Raw genomic sequence first — 20,176 nt, forward strand, 5'->3', positions numbered from 1 at the left:
GTCGTTGGTTCGGGATTCCGACGCTGCGGCAGCCTACAACGCCAACCCCGCTCAGGCGATCGCCGATGCTCACCTGACCGACGTCACAAGCGCCGATGTGAACAGTTTGATACCGGTGGTGTCCGAGTCGTTCTCGACGGGTGCGCCCGGCGCCGACCTCGGCGCCGACGGAAACGTATGGGCCAGCGGCGCGGCCACCGCGGCGTTCGACGCCTTCGACGATGTGTCGGCCCCGACGGTTGATGCGGCGCACCAGGTGGTCCCCGATGCGCCGGACCAGCCGGTGGTCAACAGCGCTCCAGACGGCGGGACCGAGATCCACACCCTTGACGCCGACAGCTTCGGTCATGCGTCACAAGGCGGAGATTTTCATATCGACGACGCCGCACCCGCGTTCAACGAGGTGCCCGACCTCGACCATCCGGTCCTCCCCGACCACGTGCTCCCGGACCACGATTTCGGCGACGACGCGCCGAACTTCGACATCTTCACCTAGCCCGCGCCCCCGAGCCGCAGCGCGCCGCCGGCGCAGAACGAGTAGTCGATTACTCACGACTCAATGGTTCGCCTGAGATACGTTTGCGTGCAGCCGTAGCTACAGCTGCTCGCAAATGTTGCGTGGCGGCCAGGCAACGGCCATGACCTGCAAGAACACCCATTGCAAGCAAACGGGAGGGGGAAGTGCTCGTGGCCTGCCCGTCGACCCCCTAATCCCCTAATGGGGGTTGCTGGGCGACCCCAGCATCGCGGAGCTTAGGGAGGGGCCTCTACCCCGTTACGGATTTGCCCGCAGCTCCATACGGTGATCTCAGTTCGTTCGGAAAGACCGGCGACTAGCTCCTCCAACAACACACCCGAAAGGATCTCAAAATGGCCAACCTCGTCGATTACGTACTCGACCTCTTCCGCGACCCCGTCCAGGCGCAGTCGTTCGTCAGGGACCCGGACGCCGCCCTGCGCGACGCCGGCCTGCCCAACGTCTCGCCTGCTCAGGTCCAGGCCGTCGCGGCCACCGCCGCTCCGGGCCTGGCACTGGGACACGGTGACCCGGTCGTCGGCCTGCAGCGGGCCGTGGCCGACCACCACGGCATCGCCCAAGAAACGTTTGCGCCGACGTTCGCGCCGGAGCGGACGTTCTCGCCGGACACCTCTATCCACAACGATCTCGCCAGCCACAACGATCTCGCCAGCCACAACACCACCGATTTCGCCAGCCACAACGACCTGCTCAGCCCCGACCAGCACGCCGGTGCGAACGCACAGCAGGGTGGCGTGAACCTCGGCTTCGGCGACATCACCTTCGGCGGCAACCACACCGAGGCCAGCGGCCACGCGGTGGTGACCGGTGACAACAACCGCGGCGACATCGTCAGTGGCGATGGCGCGGTGCTCGGCAACAACAACGACGTCAACAACGGCGACATCCACACCGGCTCCGGCTCCAACGTCACGGTGGGCCGCGGCAACGAGGTCCACAACAGCTCGCAGACTGCGGGTGGTGACGTGATCTCCGACAACAAGGGTCCGGTGTTCAACCACGTCGACGCCAGCGGCGGGCAGGCTAGTGGCGCCGGTGCTACGGGCGGCGGCGGCATCCACATGAGCGACTCGTCAACCCACCTCGGCGACGAGACCAACGTCTCAACGCACGGTGACGTCGGTGGCAGCATCAATGCCCAGCACCAGGACGATAACTCGATGGGCAGCCACAACGTCGATAACTCGATGGGCAGCCACAACACCGATAACTCGATGGGCAGCCACAACGTCGATGAATCGACGCACCAAACCACAGAGACGCACGTGGACACCGGCATCCATAGCGGCGGCATCGGTTTCCCGCTCTGATCGGCAGCACAATCCCATAGCGCAACTGGCGGGGACCGTCGCGGTCCCCGCCAGTTGGCATAACCTCAGTTCCAAAACGGTGGGAAGTGAGCGAGGAAATTCATGACACAACCCGATGACCCCCGCAAGGTCAGCATCATCGTCGAGCTCATCGATCACGGCGTGAAGATCGCCGAACTCAACGAACGCAACGATCTCGCGGAGCGGCTCGCCCTGGCCCGGACGCGGATCACCGATCCACAGATCCGGGTGGTCGTCGCCGGTCAGCTCAAGCAGGGCAAGAGCCAGCTGATCAACTCGCTATTGAATCTCCCCGTCGCCCGCGTCGGCGACGACGAGACCACCGCTCTGGCAACGATCGTCGCCTACGGGGAGCAGCCGTCGGCGCGGCTGGTCGTCGACAACGGCGACGGGGCCGAACCGGAAATCATCGAGATCCCCTCGTCCGAGATCAAGAACGACTTGCGCCGGGCGCCGCAGGCCGGCGGCCGGCGGGTGATCCGGTTGGAAGTCAACGCGCCGAGCCCAATGCTCAAAGGCGGCTTGGCGTTGGTAGACACTCCGGGTGTCGGCGGCTACGGTCAGCCGCACCTGTCAGCCACCTTGGGCCTGATGCCCGACGCCGACGCGGTGATGATGATCAGCGACACCAGCCAGGAATTCACCGAGCCGGAAATGACTTTCATGCGCCAGGCGTTTGAGATTTGCCCGGTGGCAGCCATCGTCTTGACCAAGATCGATCTGTATCCGCACTGGCGCGAAATCGTCAATGCAGACACCGCGCACCTGCAACGCGCGGGCATCAGCGCACCGGTAATCCCGTCGTCGTCGCTGCTGCGCAGTCAAGCGATCCAGCTGAACGATAAGGAGCTCAACGAGGAATCGAATTTCCCGGCCATTGTGAAGTGGCTCGGCGAGAAGGTGCTCTCCCGGGAGAACGATCGAGTACGTGATCAGGTCGTTGCCGAGATCCGGTCGGCTGCAGAGCATTTGACAATGAAGGTCAGCACCGAACTGGAGGCCATCAACGATCCAGACGCGCAGGAGCGGCTCAAGCATGATTTGGAACGCCGCAAGCAGGAAGCTCAAGACGCGCTGCAGCAAACGGCCTTGTGGCAGCAGGTGCTCAATGACGGAATCGCCGATCTGAGCGCAGACGTGGACCATGACATGCGAATGCGGTTCCGCGAAATCACGCAGCACTTCGAGAAGATGATCGACAACTGCGATCCGACGCATCACTGGGCCGAGATCGGCAACGAGTTGGAGAATGCCGTCGCGACTGCCGTCGGCGACAACTTCGTGTGGGCGTATCAGCGGTCCGAGGTGTTGGCACAAGAAGTCGGCCGAACCTTCGTCGAGGCCGGGCTCGAATCGGTCCAGATGCCGCAGATCAATGCGCAGGACATGGGCGCCAATTTCACCGGCTTGAAGTCGCTTGCCAAGCTTGAGGCCAAGCCGATCAAGACCGGGCACAAGGTGATTACTGGCATGCGCGGTTCCTACGGCGGCATGCTGATGTTCGGCATGATGACCTCGCTGGCGGGGCTGGGTATGTTCAACCCACTTTCGGTCGGCGCCGGAATCATCCTGGGACGCAAAGCCTATAAAGAAGACATGGAAAACAGGATGATGCGGGTTCGGAACGAAGCGAAGATGAACATGCGCCGTTTCGTCGACGACGTTTCCTTCGTGGTGAACAAGGAGGCGAGAGATCGGCTGAAGATGATCCAGCGTCAATTGCGCGACCACTACCGCGGCATCGCAAACCAGACCACACGCTCCCTCAACGAGTCGCTGCAGGCCACGATCAACGCAGCGAGAATGGAAGAGGCCGAGCGCAACACGCGGGTCCAAGAGCTCTCCCGGCAACTAAACATTTTGAACCAGATAACCGACCACGCGACCAAGATCGTCCCCGCCGCCCCGCAGCCCATCGGCGCGGCATAGACGCAATACCCGACAATCCGCCCAAACGCTCTCGAGGAGAAGGCCATGTCTCTCATTGACTTCACCGCAAATCTGTTCCGTGACCCGGAAAGCGCCCGCGCATTCGCCGACGATCCGGGCCAAGCGCTTCAGCAGGCAGGACTGCCGGACGCGACTCCCGCAGCCGTGCATTCCCTGTTGCCAACGGTGGCCGCGTCGATGCCGCTCGATCACCCATTGCAATCGATCATCGGAGCCGAGGATCCCCAAGCCGCGCTACAGAATGTGATGTCCGGTGATTTCGGCCAGCCGCCGCAGGCGGACCCTGCGCCGATGGACAATCCGAGCACCGACAGCGTGTTGTGGGGTGATTACGACCAGTCGTCGCACGTGGACTACAACCCGGTGGACACGCACGGCAGCACCGGCAGCGTGGTATCGGATGATTACGACCAGTCGTCGCATGTGGAGTACAACGCGGTGGACACACACGGTGGCACCGGCGGCGTGTTGCCGGATGATTCGTCGCATGTGAACTACGACGCGGTAGACACGCACGGCGCCACCGACAGCGTGTTATGGGGTGATTACGACCAGTCGACGCACGGCACCTTCGCCGCGGGGGAGCCCGTCGGCCACCTGCCGGACACCGGGGCAGACGATGCCGCGTCGGCGCCGTCATCGGACGGGTTGCCCGGCGGCGACGTGTTCTTCTGACGGCGCCCTAACCGCCTCCGCGCGCCCCGGCGTCAGTGCTTAAGCTGAATATCCGGCGAATCGCCGACGCAGGAGGGCCTAGGGAACCGCGAGATGAGCACCAGTGATCAAGTGCGCGCGATCCTGGGTGGAACCATGCGGGCCTACCAGCGCGACCCCAACTACCGGCAGCGCCCCGATGTGCACAACGAGCTGGACCGGATCGGTCGCCGACTCAATGAACCCATTCGTATCGCGTTGGCCGGGACGCTGAAGGCCGGCAAGTCCACGCTGGTGAACGCGCTCGTCGGGGAAAACATCGCGCCCACCGACGCGACCGAGGCGACCAGGATCGTGACGTGGTTCCGTCAGGGGCCCATCCCGAAGGTGACCGCCAACCATCGCGGCGGCCGCCGATCCAACGTGCCCATCAGCCGCAATGGCGGACTGACCTTCGACTTCGCCAGGCTGGACCCGGAAGACGTCCTCGACCTGCATGTGGAGTGGCCGGCCAGCGAACTGATCGACACCACGATCATCGACACCCCCGGCACGTCGTCGCTCAACAGCGACGTCTCGGCGCGCACCCTGAGGCTGCTGACACCGGCCGACGGCGTCCCGCGCGTGGACGCGGTCGTCTTCCTGTTGCGCACCCTGAACGCCGCGGACATCGCGCTGCTCAAGCAGATTGGCGAATCGGTCGGCGGCTCCGCCGGTGCGCTCGGCGTGATCGGCGTCGCGTCCCGGGCCGACGAGATCGGCGCCGGCCGCATCGACGCGATGATGTCCGCGAACGACGTTGCCAAGCGGTTCACGTCCGAGATGGACAAGACCGGCATTTGCCAGGCCGTGGTTCCGGTTTCCGGCTTGCTGGCGCTGACGGCACGGACCTTGCGGCAGAGCGAATTCGTCGCGCTGGAGAAGTTGGCCGGCGTCGAGCCCGCCGAGCTCGCGAAGGCAATGCTGTCGGTGGATCGTTTCACCCGCGAGGACAGCCCGCTGCCCGTCGATGCGGCCACCCGCGCGCAATTACTCGATCGGTTCGGCATGTTCGGCTTGCGCATTTCGGTCGCAGTGTTGCGATCCGGGGTTAGCGATTCGGTTGCGCTGGCCGACGAGCTGCTGGAGCGCAGCGGTCTGGTGGCGCTGCGTGACGTCATCGACCAGCAGTTCGCGCAGCGCTCGGACCTGCTGAAGGCGCACACCGCACTGGTGTCGCTGCGCCGCTTCGTGCAGACGAACCCGATTCCGGCCACGCCGTACATCATCGCCGACATCGACCCGCTGATCGCTGATACGCACGCGTTTGAAGAGCTGCGGCTGCTTAGCCAACTGCGTTCGCGGCCAACGACCTTCAACGAGGACGAGATCGCTTCGCTGCGCCGCATCATCGGTGGCTCCGGGACGGACCCGGCCAGCAGGCTGGGGCTGAGCCCCGACGCACCGTATGACGGGCCGCGGGCGGCATTCGCCGCCGCGCAGCGCTGGCGGCGTCGCGCCGAGCATCCGCTCAACGATCCGTTCACCACCAGGGCGTGCCGGGCGGCCGTTCGGAGCGCCGAAGGGATCGTCGCCCAGTACACTTCGCGGCGTTAGGGATTCGCAATCAGCCGCGAGGCGTCGTCCTCTTCGTCGGGGCGGACGAGCGCTGGCTGGGCCGAGCGCACCGTCCACCTGGTGATATGACCGTCCGGACCGTTGAGTCGTCCGGTTGCCAGCGCCTCGCCGATCAGCGAGCGAACCCGCTTCTCGTTCGCCGGTTCGGTCGCGAAGAGCACTCGCAGTTCGACGGTGTCACCGGCCGGACGGGCGGCGGTGTGGTGCGGCGCCAGCGGACACGGCGGTGGGTGGTCCCAGTGTCCGCACAGCGCGACGGTTACCGCTCCGCCGGGCGCGGCAGGGTCGCCGCCGGGGTCAACGACAACCACGGCGTCGTGCGCGTAGGCCTTGCGCGCCATCGTCAGTACTGCGGGTGCGGTGCGCGGGGCGACGGGCGAACGCTGATGGGTGTGCGCGTGACGTTGATCTCCGGCGCCTTGGTTGGACGATTTTCCCTTGTCTGAACGATCACCGGCGCCGTGTTCGCGGGCGCCGGCTGGCCGGCGGTCGTTCCGGCGGGTGGCGGGATCGCGGTTGTCGCCGTCGCCGTCGCCGTCGCCGTCGCCGTGGTGGGGGCTGGCGGCGCGGTCGTCGGTATCCTCGTCGGCTGGACGACGTTGCCCTCCCTGTCGTGGGCTGGATGGAACACCAGCAGCACGATCGAGACCAGCAGCGCTACCGCCGCGACGCAGATTGCGCCGATGGCGATGATGGCCTGCGTTGTGCGGTACCAGGGTTGCGGCGGCGGCTCATACGGCGCGATCGGATACGCCTCTGGCTCGTAGCCATCCATCTCATCGGGGTCGGACTCATAGCCGTCGTCGCGGCCGTCGTGAAACCCGTCGAACCCATCGGCCCCATCTACTGGGTCGTGCATGTCGAGCACGTCCGGTGGTTCATTCAGCGCCACTCGCCGATTTTACCGGCGGTGCCGCGGACATGTTCTCCGATCAGCTGCCTTGGTCATGCACGGCATTGTTGCCGGTCGGCCGCTGCGCTGACGGCTGACATCGTTGCCGATTTGCCGAGGCTGGCGCACCGATTTCGGCAACAGCGAGCGCAAGCCCATCACAGAGATCCGATTCGGCCGGATCGAGTAGTGCGATACTCGCGCGCGCGACCGCAAGAAGGCAGATACTTGCCCCGGGTGAACGAGTTTGCGGAAGTAACCCGCGCAGCAAGCGGCATAGATCGCATAGACATCGCATAGACATAGGTAAGGACCAGACGATGGCTACCAGCGCCCATCGGACCCCCCGGCTGTCCTTGAGGCCGGTGCTCGCGGCTATCAAGGGAGCGAGCCATGACTGACTCACTTGGATTGTCGATCGGAACGACGAATCTTGTGGCCGCGCCGGCGACGGGCGCGCCGACGATTCGTCGGGCGATGCTCACATTGTTTTCGCATCGTCCACCCGAGGTCGGTGCGCCGTCCGAGAACCCGCAGCTCGACGAGCAGGGTCTCGTGCTCAACGGGTTTGTCGAGCGCGTCGGTGACCCGGTGCCACTGGTCGCAAGCGACGGCTCAAAACATCGGGGCGAGCGCCTCGTAGCGGAGGCCCTTCAGGCTTTGACCCGCGCAGTAAGCCCCACTCGGCCGCCGGAGCAAATGAGCGCAACGGTTCCGGCGCACTGGCAACCGAATGTCGTCGACACGCTGCGTAACGCGGTCGCCATCAAGCCCGCACTTTGCCCGCAGGGACAACCGCTGGCGCTGGTCTCCGACGCGGTTGCTGCGTTGACGGCGCTGCAGTCGCAGGCCGGGCTGCCGGCGCGAGGCGTTGTCGCGCTTTGCGATTTCGGTGCGACGGGAACGAGCATCACGCTCGCGGACGCGGCGGCGCGTTTCGCTAGTGTCGGCCCTACCGTGCGCTACGAGGAGCTTTCAGGCGATCTCATCGATCAGGCCATACTCCGACAGGTGCTCACAGATCTCGATATCGACCCGTCCAGCACGTCAGCGGTTGTGGCGTTGAGTCGCGTCCGCGAACAATGCCGGATTGCCAAGGAGCGGTTGTCATTTGAGACTGCTACCGGATTCACCGGACCAGTGCCGGGAGCGCAATCGACGGTCAGGCTAACGCGTGGCGAACTTGAGGCCGCGCTGCGCGATCCGCTTGACGGTTTCCTCGCGACCTTGGAAGAAACGCTGCAGCGCAACAACATTGCCCAAGCTGACCTCGTCGCACTGGCGACGACCGGCGGCGGTGCATCCATTCCCTTTGTGACCCAGCGGCTTTCCGAAGTGATGCGTATGCCGGTGACCACAGCCGGCCGGCCCCAGGTCACCGCGGCGCTCGGTGCGCGGCTGATCGCCGTCCGCGGTGCGGCGGACGAGTCGGCGACCGGACTTGCAACCGCCGTTGCGCCCATGACTCTTACCGCGCCCGCCGCGGCGCTGACCGAGACAGCCGCCCAAACGGCGGCGGCCGAATCACCGGTGCTTTCACTGGCTTGGTCGGAAGACGAGTCCACCGATGACATCGCACCCGCCGCCTACTCGGATTACACCGGAGATCAAACCGATCGGGCGCGACCCCAGGTCCACTTCCAGAACAGCGAGTACGGCGACGGCGACGACCAAGAGCTACCGCCGCTGCCGTGGTATCGGCGGCCCGGAGTTCTGTTCGCGGCCGCGGCCTTCGCCGTCTTGCTCGCGGGTGGCGGGTTCCTGGTAACGACGAAGATGGCCGGGTTGTCGACCGTGCCGGCGAACACCACCGGCACGCCGACACCGTCGGCGGTGGTGCCGCTGCAGGCCCCGGCCGCAGGGCCGGCACAAGCGCCGCCGCAGGCGCCGCCGCAAGCGCCGCAGCAAGCGCCGCAGCAAGGGCCCGAACCCGTTCTCGTGCAACAGCCGAACGTGGTACAGCGCCAGCTAGCGCCGGCGCCGCAGCAGGTACCGGCGCCTCAACCGGGCCCGCAACTCGCCCCACCGCCACCGCAGCCGCTGACTCCGCCGTTGCCTAACCCGGCTCAGCCGGGCCCGGGCCCCCAGCAGCAGGGTCAGGGTGGCCAACCGGCCCAGGGTCAGGGTGGCCAGCCCGCGCAGGGTCAGGGTGGCCAGCCGGCGCAGGGTCAGGGTGGCCAGCCGGCGCAGGGTCAGGGTGGTGCTCAGCCCGCGCAGGGTCAGGGTGGTGCTCAGCCCGCCCAGGGTCAGGGTGGTGCACAGCCCGCCCAGGGTCAGGGTGGTGCACAGCCCGCGCAGGGTCAGGGTGGTGCACAGCCCGCGCAAGGTCAGGGTGGTGCACAGCCCGCGCAAGGCCAGGGTGGTGCACAGCCCGCCCAGGGCCAGGGCGGCCAAGGTCAGAAAGCCCCGCAGCAAGGCCAAGGCGTCCCATGCGGTCAGCCCGGGGCAGGTTGCTAATCGGCTGATCGACCTCTGCGGGCCGAAGGCTACGGCACGGGCGGCGCCACCGTGGGCACCGTGATGGTCACGGTACTGGTGCTCGTGCTGATGGTCACGGTTGTCGTAGGCGACACCGTGGTCGTCGACTCGGTCGTCGTGATGGGAGCCGTCGAGGTCTGTGTGACCGTCGGGGCGAACGTGATAGTGGGTGGCGGAGCGATGACCGCCGATGTTCGCGTCGTGGTGGTCGTCGTCGTTGTGGTGGTGCTCGACGGGCCCGACGCCAGCTTCACGATGGCCCAGATCAGCAGTATCAACAGGATCGCGACGAGCACGCCCGCGATGAATAGCGCGGCCGGCCTGCGATACCAGGGCACGGGCGGCTCGGGCGGCGGACCGTAGCCGCCGTAGCCGTGCGGCTGTTCGGAGTAGTAATTGGGGTCATCGGGCGGGCCGTAGCGTGGCACGGCCACCGATGCTAGCGGGCACCGCCGCTGACTCAGCCGCGGTTACGAGGAAACGGCGGGTGCCGCGACGGAGTCGCGCGGAAACCAGTCGTACGCGTCGTAGTGGTGGTGCTCGGCGATTCGGTGGTGGTGGGTTCCTGGGTCGTCGTCGCCGCGGTAGTTAGAGGTTCGCTTGTCGTGGTCTCGGTCGTGGTCTCGGTCGCGGTCGTCGTGGTTGTCGTTGTTGTCGTTGTTGTCGTCGCGATCGGCGTCCTTGACGTGGTCGTCGCACTCGGGTGAACCGTGCCGGTCGGAGTGCTCGCGTGATGTGCGGTCTGGATGACCGCGAATACGATCGCGGCCACCGCGCCGACCCCGAGTACCGCCCCGCCGGCGACCGCAGCGGGGTGGTGATACCACGGCCTGGCATCGGGTCCCGACGGCTGCGGTTCGTCGTCGTGCCCGCGATAGGTCACGGGCACAGATAGTAGGGCGGGTTTGCTCCCGTACACGCCGACTGTGACCACACGGCGCCGACTGTGACCACAGGGCGCCGACTGTGACCTGAGGGCATCGACTGTGACCACACGGCGCCGATCACCGGCGTGTCGACACCATGAGTTCACACTGGAAGCCGCCCGTTCACACAAGCCGCCAAACCACGAACGACGCCACCCAATGGTGACAGGTGTTGTGGCAGTAAGTGATCCACCGCCGCGGCAAGTCAGCCGACCTGCGGTATCACCTCGGTGGCGAACAACTCCAGGTGCGCGAGATCCGACATGTCGAGCAGCTGCGTGTACACCCGCTGCACGCCGATCTGCGACCACGCGCCGAGCTTGTCGACGATCTCGGCCGGCGTTCCGACCAGCGGGCTGGTGGCCCGCAGTTCCGAGAGATCACGCCCGATGGCGGCGGCGCGGCGGGTCACCTCGGCGTCGTCGCGGCCCGCGCAGATCACAAACGCCGCCGAGTAGCCGATTGACTCCGCCGACCGGCCGGCGGCGGCCAGCGCGGTGCGGACCCGCTCGAATTGGGCCTTCGCGAGGTCCAGCGACGCAAGGGGCGGCGCGTTGAATTCGGCCGCGAACTTGGCGGCCAGCACCGGTGTGCGTTTGGCGCCGAAGCCGCCCATGATGATCGGGGGATGGGGGTTTTGCACCGGCTTGGGCAGCCCCGGTGAATCGGTGACCGTGTAGTGCTTGCCGGCATAGTCGAATCGCTGCCCGGTGTCGGTGGTCCACAGCCCGGTGATGATGTCGAGTTGTTCGGCCAGCCGTTCGAACCGTTCGGCCAGCGGCGGGAACGGGATCGCATAGGCCTGATGCTCCGCCTCGAACCAGCCCGCGCCGATGCCGAGCTCGACGCGCCCGTCGCTCATCGCGTCGACCTGCGCCACCGCGATCGCGAGCGGTCCGGGGTAGCGGAACGTCGCCGACGTCACCAGCGTTCCCAGCCGAATCGTCGATGTCTCGCGCGCGATGGCGCCGAGCGTCACCCACGAGTCGGTTGGCCCGGGCCGGCCGTCGCCGCCCATCGCCAGGAAGTGGTCGGATCGGAAAAACGCCGAAAAGCCCAGCGCCTCGGCGGTTTGCGCGACCGCGAGTTGATCGGCGTAGGACGCGCCTTGCTGTGGTTCGACGAACGCGCGGAAATCCATACCGCCAGAGTAGGCGCGCCCGCCGGCCGACTGATTTCAGAAAGTATCGACCTGTTCGACGCTGACAAACATGCCGTGGCCGGTGCGCTGGTTGACGAACTTGGTGCCGTCGGTGGTCGCGTCGATGAACCAGCCCTGTGCGCGATAGTTCTGGTAGTCCAGCGTGACCACAGGGATGTCGCCGAGATTGCCGACCCGCCACCGCACGGCGCCGTCGGCTGTGATGTTGACGCCGTTGGCGTGTGTCCCGTCCTGCATCGGCGAATTGACGAATTGCGCCTCGCAGCCGACGGCGGTGCGCGATATCTGGCATCGCGTCTTGCCCGATTTGGTTTCGATGTAGACGTAGCCCTGATCGTTGGGCGGAAGCTCCTCTGCGCCGGGGGCCGCGGTCGCGGTCGGGGCCGCCGGAGCGGTGGGGCTGGGGTGCGGCGCCGTGGTGGTTGGCGGGGCGGCGGTCCGGCTCGGTCGTGGCGTCGGGAAGGTGGGCTCGGTCGGCGCGCCCGGAGTGGCGACGGGCCGGCCGCCGATCGTTGACGAGCAGCCGGCTGCCAGCAGCGTCGCCAACGTTGCCGCGGCGATGGTCGTCGTCGCCAGGAGCGCGGGCCGCACCCGCACAAGGCTACTGTCGATGTGACTGAAGTTACTGCAGTGACGCGCCCGCCATGGCCGCATAGCCGTCGGCGAGCCCGCGCAATTGTCCCGCGCCATCGCCGGTGAACGACGCGCCGTGCATGATCGCGAGCGTCGTCGGGTTCAGCCGGGCGAGCTGTTCGAGCGTCGGCCCGAGCTGAGGGGTCAACCCGGTGGCATGAAACAAGTTCTCAGCCTCGATCGCGGGCGCCACGCAGTCCGATTCGGTCAACGCGGGGCACTTACCCGCGTGCGTGAGCAGGTCACCGGCCAGCAGCGTCTCGGTGGTCTCGTCAAACCAGACCCCGGCCTCCCAGTTGTGCGGCACATGCGGGGTTCCGATGAACCGCAGCCGGTGCCCACCGGTGTCGAGCGGCTCCTCACCGGCTACCACCGGCGGGCGGTCGGACATGTCGGTCAACGACAGCATGCAGGCCAACGGGCCCTGAATGACCTCGGCATGCGGTGCGGCCGCCAGCAGCAGGTTCATCGCTCCGCATTCGTCGGCCTCGATGTGCCCGCACGAGATCCAGCGCAGCTTTTCGAGGGGGATGACGCGCCCGATGGCGTCCGAGACCAGCGGAAACTGCTGGCGCATGCCGGTATGGAACAGAAACGGCTGCTCCCCGGTCAGCAGGAACTGGTTGAAGGTGAAGCCGTTCTCGGTGACACCCGGTACCCAGGTCGACAGTCGAAAGATGCCGGCCGCGATTTCGTCGACGGTGGTGTCCATGGCCCCATCGTGCGCTTGCCCTCCGACAAGCTCAACGTCGAGCGCCGATCACCTGCCCGGGCCGCGTCTCCGTCCACTCATGTAGCGCGCCACCTCGCTTCGGGTCAGGTTCATGTAGGCGCCCTTCGCCACGATGTCCTCCACCCGGTAGCCCTGATCCTGAAGAGCCTGAACGAATTTCACCCTGTTGGCGGCGTGCTTCTTGACCTTAGGCTGCGGAAACCTGCCCTTCGGAACCTCGAAGTCGGGCCGAAAGGATTCCCGCTTCACCACAACCGGGTCTCTGCGGTACTTGCCTTCCCGCATGTCCTTCAGCGCTTGTTCTCCGCGCTCGCCGTTGAGGATGACGTATTCCGGGTTGGTCTTGTGTTGAGCAATCTCGACCACGACCATGCCGTCCCGGTTCTGCCGAACGCATTCGGCCTTGGTGCAGTACTTGAAACCAAGCTCTGCCCTCTCCTGCAGAATGTCGTCTCCGCAGGTCACGCATTTCACTTCGGTGTCCTCCGCATCCTTATCTTCGCCACCCGCAGTATACCCCTCAGGGGTATCCACCGGCGCTCTCACCGCCGTAGGAATGCGCCGGAGTTGTCACCGCAGCAGGCCGTCGATCCGGCGTTTTCCAGCATCATGTCATCGACACTCCATGCGGAGCGAGCGCGACCCGATGGTTGTCATCCGTCGAACCGCGCGAACTGTTGCGGAGCCGGAAACGTAGACGAACTGATGGGTGCACCCGAAAACAGCGCCACGCCGCGTCGCCGTCGACGCGGGCGATGGGTGCTGCCGGCGGTCGGCGCGGGCGTTGTCGTTCTGGTCGTCCTGACGGCCGTCGTCGGGTTGACTGTGCTGCATGGTCGAGCCCGGCCGCAGGGTTCGCGGTCTGCGCTGCCGTTGCGGGTGGTCGGCGATATGGCGTTGCCCGGTGATAATTCGCGATTCGACTACGCCAGTTTGGACCCGGGCAAAGGGTTGCTGTTCATCGCGCACTTGGGAGCAGGGGAAGTCGTTGAGGTCGATGTGCACCGCCACCAGGTGGTGCGCACGATCGGCAACATCCCCCAGGTCCACGGCGTGCTGGTCGTTCCCGGCCTGCATCGGGTCTATGCCACCGCGACCGGCGCTAACTCGATGGTCATCCTCAACGAGGACACTGCCGAACAGCTCGGGCACGCCCCGACCGGCGACTACCCCGACGGGCTGGCCTACGATCCGCACCGCGCAGCGATATGGACGACAAACGAAACGGGCGGATCGGAGACGGTGATCGACGCCAACACCGGCGCCCCGCGCGGCACCGTCGCTTTGGGCGGGGACGCCGGCAACGTGGTCTACGACCCGACCGCCGACCAGATGGTGGTGGCCGTGCAGGGCAAAAACGAACTCGCGCTGATCAACCCGACGACCCTGGTCGTGACCAACACGGTGGCGTTGCCGGGCTGCGACCATTCGCACGGTCTGGCGCTGGACCCCGATGACCGATTGGCGTTCGTCGCCTGCGACGGCAACGCTGCGTTGCTCACCGTCGATCTCGGATCAGCACAGGTAATCAGCACCAACCCGGTTGGCGATGGTCCCGATGTTCTTGCCTACGATGTGGGCGCGCACCGGCTCTACGTCGCGGCCGAAAGCGGCTGGGTCACCATCCTCGACCTGCACGACCACCAACTCGCGGTGACCGGCAACGATCACCTCGCCGACGGGGCTCACGTGGTGGCCGTCGACCCCAATAGCCACCACAGCTACTTCCCAGTCCCGGCCGCAACCGGCGGACACCCCGCGTTGCTCGAACGCCAACCCATCTGACATCACCCGTCTTCAGCCGAAGGATCTTCTTCGATGACCGACCCCGGCACGTTCACTACCCTGCACATCGCGCTCACCTCGGCGATCACCGCCGTAGTCGGGTTGCCGATCGCGTGGTGGCGGCTGCGTCCGACCTACCCCGGCGAGGCGATCGCCCTCGCGGTGCTCACCGGAGCAGCCGTGTTCGCCTGGCGGCTCAGCGCCAACATGCCGCAGCTCAACAACGACGGGATCCATCCATTCAGCGCCAACGACTGGGCCGCCCCGATCCTGGTTTACGTCGTGTTGAGCTGCTACGCCGGACTGCGCCCACCCGCCGACGACCGCAGCTTCGCCCAAGTCCGCGCCGCCCTTACGATCATCGCCCTGGCAGTCTGCGTCATCACGATCTAAACGCCGCCGACACCGGAGGACAACTGCATGAAAGATGAATGGCATGCACGGTTTTGTACTCGACGAGGTCACGGTGGCCCGTCGGCAGACCCGGCTACTGGACGATATCTCGGCACATATCCCGGCCGACGGTTGCACCGCCGTCGTTGGGCCCAGCGGGGCCGGGAAGTCGACCCTGCTACGACTTCTGAACCGGCTGTCCGAACCGACGCACGGCCGAGTGCTGATTGATGGCGTATCAGTTGCCGAACTCGACGTGTTGGCGCTTCGCCGTCGGGTCGGGTTGGTCGCGCAACATCCCACGCTGCTGACCGAGCGGGTCGCCGACGAGCTGCGGGTCGGCCGGCCCGACCTGACGCCAGATCATCTGGCCGGCCTGCTGGACCGGGTGGGCCTGCCGATCAGCCTCGCCAACCGGCCCACCGTCGAGCTGTCCGGTGGGGAAGCGCAGCGGGTGTGCCTGGCGCGGGCGCTGGCCGTCGCACCCGAAGTGCTGGTCCTCGACGAGCCCACATCCTCGCTCGACGGGCTCAACACCGCACTGATCGCCGACCTGGCCCGCGACCACACCACCGGCGGCGGCACCGTCGTATTCGCCAGCCACGACCTCGCCGTGATTCGCCGTATCGCCGACACGGTGCTTGTGCTGGACCACGGGCGCCTCATTCAGGCCGGGCCGGCCGACGCCGTCGCCTACCTGCAGCCCGGGCCATGACCGGGCTGCCCGTGCCGAGCTGGGCCGCGGTGGCGGCCTCGGCACTTCTGGTCGCCGTCGCTGCCGCAGTCGCCTACCGGCAGCGCCTGCACCTCACCCGTGAGCTGCTGGTGGCCGCGGTACGCGCCGCGATTCAGCTGATCGCCGTCGGCGCCGTCCTGCTGGTGCTGTTCGCTCGCGGCGGCACGGCCGGAGCGCTGGGATGGGTGGCGGTCATGGTGATCATCGCCGGACAGGTCGCCGCACGACGCGGCGGCAACCTGCCGAAAGCCCGCCGGACCGCCACCATCGCCGTTGCCGGCGGCACCGCCATCACCCTCGGCGCTCTCCTCGTGCTGCGCGTCATATTGCTGCAGCCTCGCATGGTCATCCCCCTCGGCGGCATGATCATTTCCGGCGCCATGGTTGCCGCCGGGCTCGTGCTGCGTCGCGTCCAAGAAGACGCGCTGGCCGCCCGCCCCGCCATCGAGGCCCGCTTGTGCCTGGGATTGCCCGCCGCCGAGGCGTTCCTGCCCTACCGGCGATCCGCGCTGCGCACCGCGCTACAGCCGGCGATCGACTCCACCAAAGTGGTTGGACTGATCACCCTCCCCGGCGCCATGACCGGACTCATCCTCGCCGGCGTCGACCCGCTCACCGCGATCCGCTACCAGATCGTCGTCATGTACATGCTGCTCGCCGCCACCGCGCTGGCTGCGCTGGCCGCCGCACGCCTAGCCGAACGGTCCCTGTTCGACAGCGCCCATCGCCTGGTAACCCTCGAACGTGAACGCCACTAAACCACGATCAGCGACCTCTCTGCGCATAGTCCACGCTTCGTCGAGCTCTGGGAGTCCGGCGACTTCGAGCCGCACCCCAACTACGGGCGGCACAAGGTCATCGACCATCCCGGCGTCGGCCCTATCGCGCTTGATTGCGACACGCTGATCGTCGCCGCCGACGATCGCCGGATCATGATCTACACCGCCGAGCCCAATACGGAAGATTCCGAGCGACTAGCCCTCGCAATCGTTCTCGGCACGCAGTCGTTGATCGACTGAGCTCCTAACCGGCTCCGAACAGTCAGTCCTGTGCGCCGGGTTCGTAGAGGCTGAATGGGGTGCCCTGGTCGTCGTGGCAGTGCGCGATTCTGCCGACGCCAGGGATGGTTTGGACTTCCTCGCTGCGGCCGCCGAGCTCACCGATGCGCTTGGCCGAAGCGTCGATGTCGTCGGTGGCGAAGTAGACCCGCGGGTGCGTGAAGTCTTCCCCCCGGGGTGCTATCGCGCCCGCCGGGCCATCGTCGATGACGTGGTAGTCGCCCCCGAACTCGCTGGTGCCCCAGCCGAACAGGCTGCCGTAGAAGGCACCTGCCTTGGCGGTGTCGGCGGCGGGCAACTCGAACCAGCTGATCTCTCCGGACATGCTCTCTTCCCTTCGGCTATTCGTCGGTAGACGCACGGAGGACGAACAGCCGCCGCCCTTCTCGACAAGGCTGCTCGATTCAGGCCGTGGTGTTGTGTTCGAGTGCGCGCCCGCCGGCATCGAAGCAGCGCAGCGCTGCGCCGACCGCTGCCGCGACGGTGACCTCGAAGATCTGGTCCTCGGTGTGCCCGGCCGCGGTGAGGCGGCCGATGTCGGTGTCGGTGATTTTGTATGAGGCGTCGCGGACCATTGCAACGTAGGACTGCCACGGTTCGGGAAGCGGATCACCGGTCGCGGCGGCCCTCCGCAGCGCCGGGTCGGTGGTGGCCGGCGCGTCCAGCACCGCATGGCGAAGGTTCTCCGCGGCATCGCCGTGGCTGTTGGACTTGCCGTCGGCGAGCAGGAAGCCCGGAAAGCGATAGCCAAACCGGTGCAGGGCACGGGCGCCACTGTGCAGCTGGCCCTCGCGGAGAGTGAAGCCGAACGCGTTAGCAAGCCGGCCGATGATGTTAAACACCAGGTTGACCCGCAGCGCCTCCAGGACCGCGTGCTCGGGCAGGGCGGCCGCCCCGCTGGCGTCGGCGTCGTCCGGGGTGCGGGTGAGGGTTGCCAGGAAGTCGCGGGCGGCGGACAGCTCAGGCCGTGTTGAGGCGGGATCGTCTGGGTTGATGTCGCCGTAGCTTGCGATGCGGGTGAGCTCGGCGTGCGTGTCGATGCAGAAGGGGCATTGCAGCAGCTGCGCAGTGCACATCGCCAGGTACTCACGTTCGCCGGCGGTCCAGTACGACGGCCCGCGCATCGCGCCGACGGTCAGCTCCAGCAGCGGGCGGGCGAAAAACCCCGGCCGGTAGAGCAGCATCTTGACGATGTCTGGGCTGTCCACCCCGGACAGGGCGCCGGTGAGGGTGAGGAACAGCTTGGCGCGGCGGCGGTGGCCGTGGTCGAGAATGGACAGTCTCATCGGGACTCCGCGGGGTCGAGGTCGTGCAAACGGCGGGCGAGGAAGCGCCGGTCAGCGGGGTTGGTGGCGAGTTCGTGTGCACGCCGGTATTCGGCGGCGGCCGCTGTGGTGTGGCCGAGGCGGCGCAGGAGATCGGCCCGTGCGGAGTGCAGCAGGTGGTAGTGGTCAAGCCCGTCGATCCGGTCGATCAGCGCGAGCCCCTCCTCCGAGGTGGTCGCCATGGCCACGGCAACGGCGTGGTTCAGCGCCACCACCGGCGACGGCGTCACCGCAAGCAGCTCGGCGTAGAGGGCGGCGATGCGCGACCAGTTCGTCTGCTCGGCGGTGGGAGCCTGGGCGTGCAGGGCGGCGATCGCGGCCTGCAGCTGGTACGGCCCCGGTCTGCCCAGCCGCAGTGCCCGGTCCAGGAGTCCGATGGCTTCGGTGATTTCGGCGCGGTCCCAGCGCAACCGGTCCTGGTCCGCCAGCAGGATCACATCGCCGGCTGGGGTGTATCGGGCCGCGGTGCGCGAGTCGTGCAGCAACAGCAGCGCGACCAGGCCCAGCGCTTCGGGTTCGTCGGGCATGAGCGTCGCGACGAGCTTGCCGAGCCGGATCGCTTCCCGGGTCAGCGTGCGGTGCTCGGGCTGGTCGTGGGCCGCGGTGTAGCCCTGGGTGAAGATCACGTACACCGCCGCGAGAACACCGGAGAGCCGTTCGGGCAGCAGATGGTCGGCGGGAACCTCGAGGCTGATTCCCGCGTCGCGGATCTTCCGTTTGGCGCGCACCAGGCGTTGCGCCAGTGTCGATTCGGAGACCAGGAAGGTACGGGCAATCTGCCCGGCGGTCAGCCCAGCCACCGCCTGCAGCGTCAGGGCGACCCGCGCATCCTCGGCTAGCGCGGGATGGCAGCAGGTGAAGATCAGGCTGAGCCGCTCGTCACCCATCCTGAGCAGGCTGTCCGTGCCGATATCCGTCATCGTGTTGGCCATGCCTGACTGTCGAGCGAGCTGGCCGAGCTTCTCCCGGCCGAGCCGGGCCTGCCGCAACCGGTCGATCGCGCTGTTGCGGGCCGCGGTCAGCAGCCAGGCAACCGGATCGTCCGGCACCATGTCGCCCCACTTACGCAGAGCGAGCGTGCACGCGTCCTGCAGCGCATCCTCGGCGAGCTCGAAATCACCAAGTACGCGGATCAGCGCGGCGAGCATCCGGCTCCGGTGCTCGCCGTACACCTGCTGCAGGACCGGCGTCGGGCTCATTCGCTCCTGGCCGCCACATTCGCGGGCGAGTGATCCAGGCCCGGCACGGCCACGATCGGCCGCACCTCGATCGCGCCCTGCTCCGCCATCGGACACAGCGCGGCCAGTTCCAGCGCTTCGTCCAGATTGCGACAATCGAGGATGTAGGCGCCCCCGAGGTGCTCATGGGTCTCGGTAAACGGGCCGTCGGTGATCAGCGTCTTGCCGTTGCGCACACTGACCGTGGTGGCAGTGTGCTCAGGCTGCAGTGGATGCCCGGCGACGAACGTCCCGCGGCGGCGGCACTCGTCGGCGAACGCGTTCACTCTGGCCAGCGAATCGGCAAAGTCCGGATCACCCGGTTCGGGCCGCTCGCAGTTGTAGATCAACAGCATGTACTGCATATGTCCTCCACTCCCACGCCTGGGCTGTTGAAGAAGATGACGAACAGGCCGACCGTATCTCGACACCCCTATCGCGGTTTCTTTCACTACCGGCAGCAGCAGTGCTTGCCTCGGCAGCTGGGGGACCGCTGAGCGGCGAAAATGGATCGTCGGCCGCACAGGCACAGCCCTCTTCACCGCCTCGCGGCATGACAGCGTCCCGTCAGCGCCGCAGCTGGTCCAGCAAGGCGCTGGTGCCGGGGACGGGTGTGATCCCGGCAGCGCGCAGGTTCACGAGCTGTCGGCGGCGGCGCCGAGCGACGATAACCCGCGCAATAGCACATCGGCCGATACGTCCTCGACCAGGTGGTGCATGACGATCAGGCCCTGCATCAGCGAAAAGA

23 protein-coding genes are annotated in these 20,176 nt (G+C 66.8%); 13 read left to right on the forward strand and 10 right to left on the reverse strand.

The genetic code is table 11. The annotated features are described in order from the left end of the window. The 5 genes from VE759_RS02990 to VE759_RS03010 all read left to right on the forward strand — a co-directional run. Positions 1-496, forward strand: a 496-nt coding sequence (locus VE759_RS02990) for an Rv0340 family IniB-related protein (RefSeq protein WP_324928083.1), incomplete at its 5' end; no start/stop codon positions are given. 374 nt (positions 497-870) lie between these two features. Beyond that, positions 871-1,848, forward strand: a complete 978-nt coding sequence (locus VE759_RS02995; RefSeq protein ID WP_324928085.1) for an IniB N-terminal domain-containing protein — start codon at positions 871-873, stop codon at positions 1,846-1,848. A gap of 102 nt (positions 1,849-1,950) precedes the next feature. Further along, positions 1,951-3,798, forward strand: coding sequence for a dynamin-like GTPase family protein (locus VE759_RS03000; protein WP_324928086.1), 1,848 nt, complete (start codon positions 1,951-1,953; stop codon positions 3,796-3,798). A gap of 45 nt (positions 3,799-3,843) precedes the next feature. Next, positions 3,844-4,494 (forward strand): IniB N-terminal domain-containing protein, encoded by a 651-nt coding sequence (locus VE759_RS03005; RefSeq protein WP_324928088.1) that lies wholly within the window; start codon positions 3,844-3,846, stop codon positions 4,492-4,494. A 93-nt stretch (positions 4,495-4,587) separates the two neighbouring features. After that, positions 4,588-6,069 carry a dynamin-like GTPase family protein gene (locus VE759_RS03010; RefSeq protein WP_324928089.1) on the forward strand — a complete coding sequence of 494 codons (1,482 nt, stop codon included), beginning with the start codon at positions 4,588-4,590 and terminating at the stop codon, positions 6,067-6,069. On the opposite strand, the gene VE759_RS03015 is transcribed toward VE759_RS03010, so the two are convergent. Further along, entirely contained in the window at positions 6,066-6,431 is a 366-nt protein-coding gene (locus VE759_RS03015) for a hypothetical protein (RefSeq protein WP_324928090.1), read from the reverse strand. The two genes, VE759_RS03010 and VE759_RS03015, sit on opposite strands and share 4 nt — an antisense overlap. A 2-nt stretch (positions 6,432-6,433) precedes the next feature. Then, positions 6,434-6,982 carry a hypothetical protein gene (locus VE759_RS03020; RefSeq protein ID WP_324928092.1) on the reverse strand — a complete coding sequence of 183 codons (549 nt, stop codon included), beginning with the start codon at positions 6,980-6,982 and terminating at the stop codon, positions 6,434-6,436. A gap of 393 nt (positions 6,983-7,375) precedes the next feature. On the opposite strand from VE759_RS03020, the gene VE759_RS03025 reads away from it, so the two are divergent. The 3 genes from VE759_RS03025 (at position 7,376) to VE759_RS03035 (ending at position 10,167) form a co-directional block, all read left to right on the forward strand. After that, on the forward strand, positions 7,376-9,439 hold the full coding sequence (locus VE759_RS03025; protein ID WP_324928094.1) for an Hsp70 family protein: 2,064 nt from the start codon (positions 7,376-7,378) through the stop codon (positions 9,437-9,439). A gap of 63 nt (positions 9,440-9,502) precedes the next feature. Further along, a complete protein-coding gene (locus tag VE759_RS03030) occupies positions 9,503-9,823 on the forward strand; it encodes a hypothetical protein (protein WP_324928120.1) in 321 nt (106 codons plus the stop codon). Between the two features lie 170 nt (positions 9,824-9,993). Continuing rightward, a complete protein-coding gene (locus VE759_RS03035; protein ID WP_324928096.1) occupies positions 9,994-10,167 on the forward strand; it encodes a hypothetical protein in 174 nt (57 codons plus the stop codon). 424 nt (positions 10,168-10,591) lie between these two features. Here VE759_RS03035 and VE759_RS03040 read toward each other — a convergent pair whose 3' ends face one another. Genes VE759_RS03040 through VE759_RS03055 form a run of 4 tightly spaced genes read right to left on the reverse strand, consistent with a single transcriptional unit; the run spans position 10,592 to position 13,448 of the window. Beyond that, on the reverse strand, positions 10,592-11,527 hold the full coding sequence (locus VE759_RS03040; RefSeq protein WP_324928098.1) for an LLM class F420-dependent oxidoreductase: 936 nt from the start codon (positions 11,525-11,527) through the stop codon (positions 10,592-10,594). A 36-nt stretch (positions 11,528-11,563) separates the two neighbouring features. Continuing rightward, positions 11,564-12,139, reverse strand: a complete 576-nt coding sequence (locus tag VE759_RS03045) for a hypothetical protein (protein ID WP_324928100.1) — start codon at positions 12,137-12,139, stop codon at positions 11,564-11,566. Positions 12,140-12,170: 31 nt separating this feature from the next. Next, positions 12,171-12,893: an MBL fold metallo-hydrolase gene (locus tag VE759_RS03050; protein ID WP_324928101.1), complete on the reverse strand. Its 723-nt coding sequence runs from the start codon at positions 12,891-12,893 to the stop codon at positions 12,171-12,173. 48 nt (positions 12,894-12,941) lie between these two features. Further along, positions 12,942-13,448 carry a hypothetical protein gene (locus VE759_RS03055; protein ID WP_324928103.1) on the reverse strand — a complete coding sequence of 169 codons (507 nt, stop codon included), beginning with the start codon at positions 13,446-13,448 and terminating at the stop codon, positions 12,942-12,944. A gap of 171 nt (positions 13,449-13,619) precedes the next feature. Between VE759_RS03055 and VE759_RS03060 the strand changes: the two genes are divergently transcribed. The 5 genes from VE759_RS03060 to VE759_RS03080 are packed head-to-tail and all read left to right on the forward strand — an operon-like array spanning position 13,620 to position 16,847. Further along, the gene (locus VE759_RS03060; protein WP_324928105.1) at positions 13,620-14,699 is read left to right on the forward strand and encodes a YncE family protein; all 1,080 of its coding nucleotides are present in this window, start codon (positions 13,620-13,622) and stop codon (positions 14,697-14,699) included. A gap of 33 nt (positions 14,700-14,732) precedes the next feature. Next, entirely contained in the window at positions 14,733-15,092 is a 360-nt protein-coding gene (locus tag VE759_RS03065) for a hypothetical protein (RefSeq protein ID WP_324928107.1), read from the forward strand. A 43-nt stretch (positions 15,093-15,135) separates the two neighbouring features. Beyond that, a complete protein-coding gene (locus tag VE759_RS03070; protein ID WP_324928109.1) occupies positions 15,136-15,807 on the forward strand; it encodes an ATP-binding cassette domain-containing protein in 672 nt (223 codons plus the stop codon). Next, entirely contained in the window at positions 15,804-16,586 is a 783-nt protein-coding gene (locus VE759_RS03075) for an ABC transporter permease (RefSeq protein ID WP_324928110.1), read from the forward strand. The genes VE759_RS03070 and VE759_RS03075 overlap by 4 nt, the downstream gene beginning before the upstream one ends. Positions 16,587-16,592: 6 nt before the next feature. Beyond that, positions 16,593-16,847: a hypothetical protein gene (locus tag VE759_RS03080; protein ID WP_324928122.1), complete on the forward strand. Its 255-nt coding sequence runs from the start codon at positions 16,593-16,595 to the stop codon at positions 16,845-16,847. A 22-nt stretch (positions 16,848-16,869) separates the two neighbouring features. Here the strand turns inward: VE759_RS03080 and VE759_RS03085 are convergent, their stop codons facing one another. From VE759_RS03085 to VE759_RS03100, 4 genes are all read right to left on the reverse strand, one after another. Then, positions 16,870-17,211 (reverse strand): VOC family protein, encoded by a 342-nt coding sequence (locus tag VE759_RS03085; protein WP_324928112.1) that lies wholly within the window; start codon positions 17,209-17,211, stop codon positions 16,870-16,872. A 79-nt stretch (positions 17,212-17,290) separates the two neighbouring features. Then, on the reverse strand, positions 17,291-18,172 hold the full coding sequence (locus VE759_RS03090; protein ID WP_324928114.1) for a hypothetical protein: 882 nt from the start codon (positions 18,170-18,172) through the stop codon (positions 17,291-17,293). Next, positions 18,169-19,410, reverse strand: a complete 1,242-nt coding sequence (locus tag VE759_RS03095; RefSeq protein ID WP_324928116.1) for an RNA polymerase sigma factor — start codon at positions 19,408-19,410, stop codon at positions 18,169-18,171. Before VE759_RS03095 ends, VE759_RS03090 begins: the two co-directional genes overlap by 4 nt. Further along, entirely contained in the window at positions 19,407-19,793 is a 387-nt protein-coding gene (locus VE759_RS03100) for a YciI family protein (protein WP_324928118.1), read from the reverse strand. The genes VE759_RS03095 and VE759_RS03100 overlap by 4 nt, the downstream gene beginning before the upstream one ends. Between the last annotated feature and the right edge of the window lie 383 nt (positions 19,794-20,176).

It is taken from the genome of Mycobacterium sp. (assembly GCF_035640695.1).
GTDB lineage: Bacteria > Actinomycetota > Actinomycetes > Mycobacteriales > Mycobacteriaceae > Mycobacterium.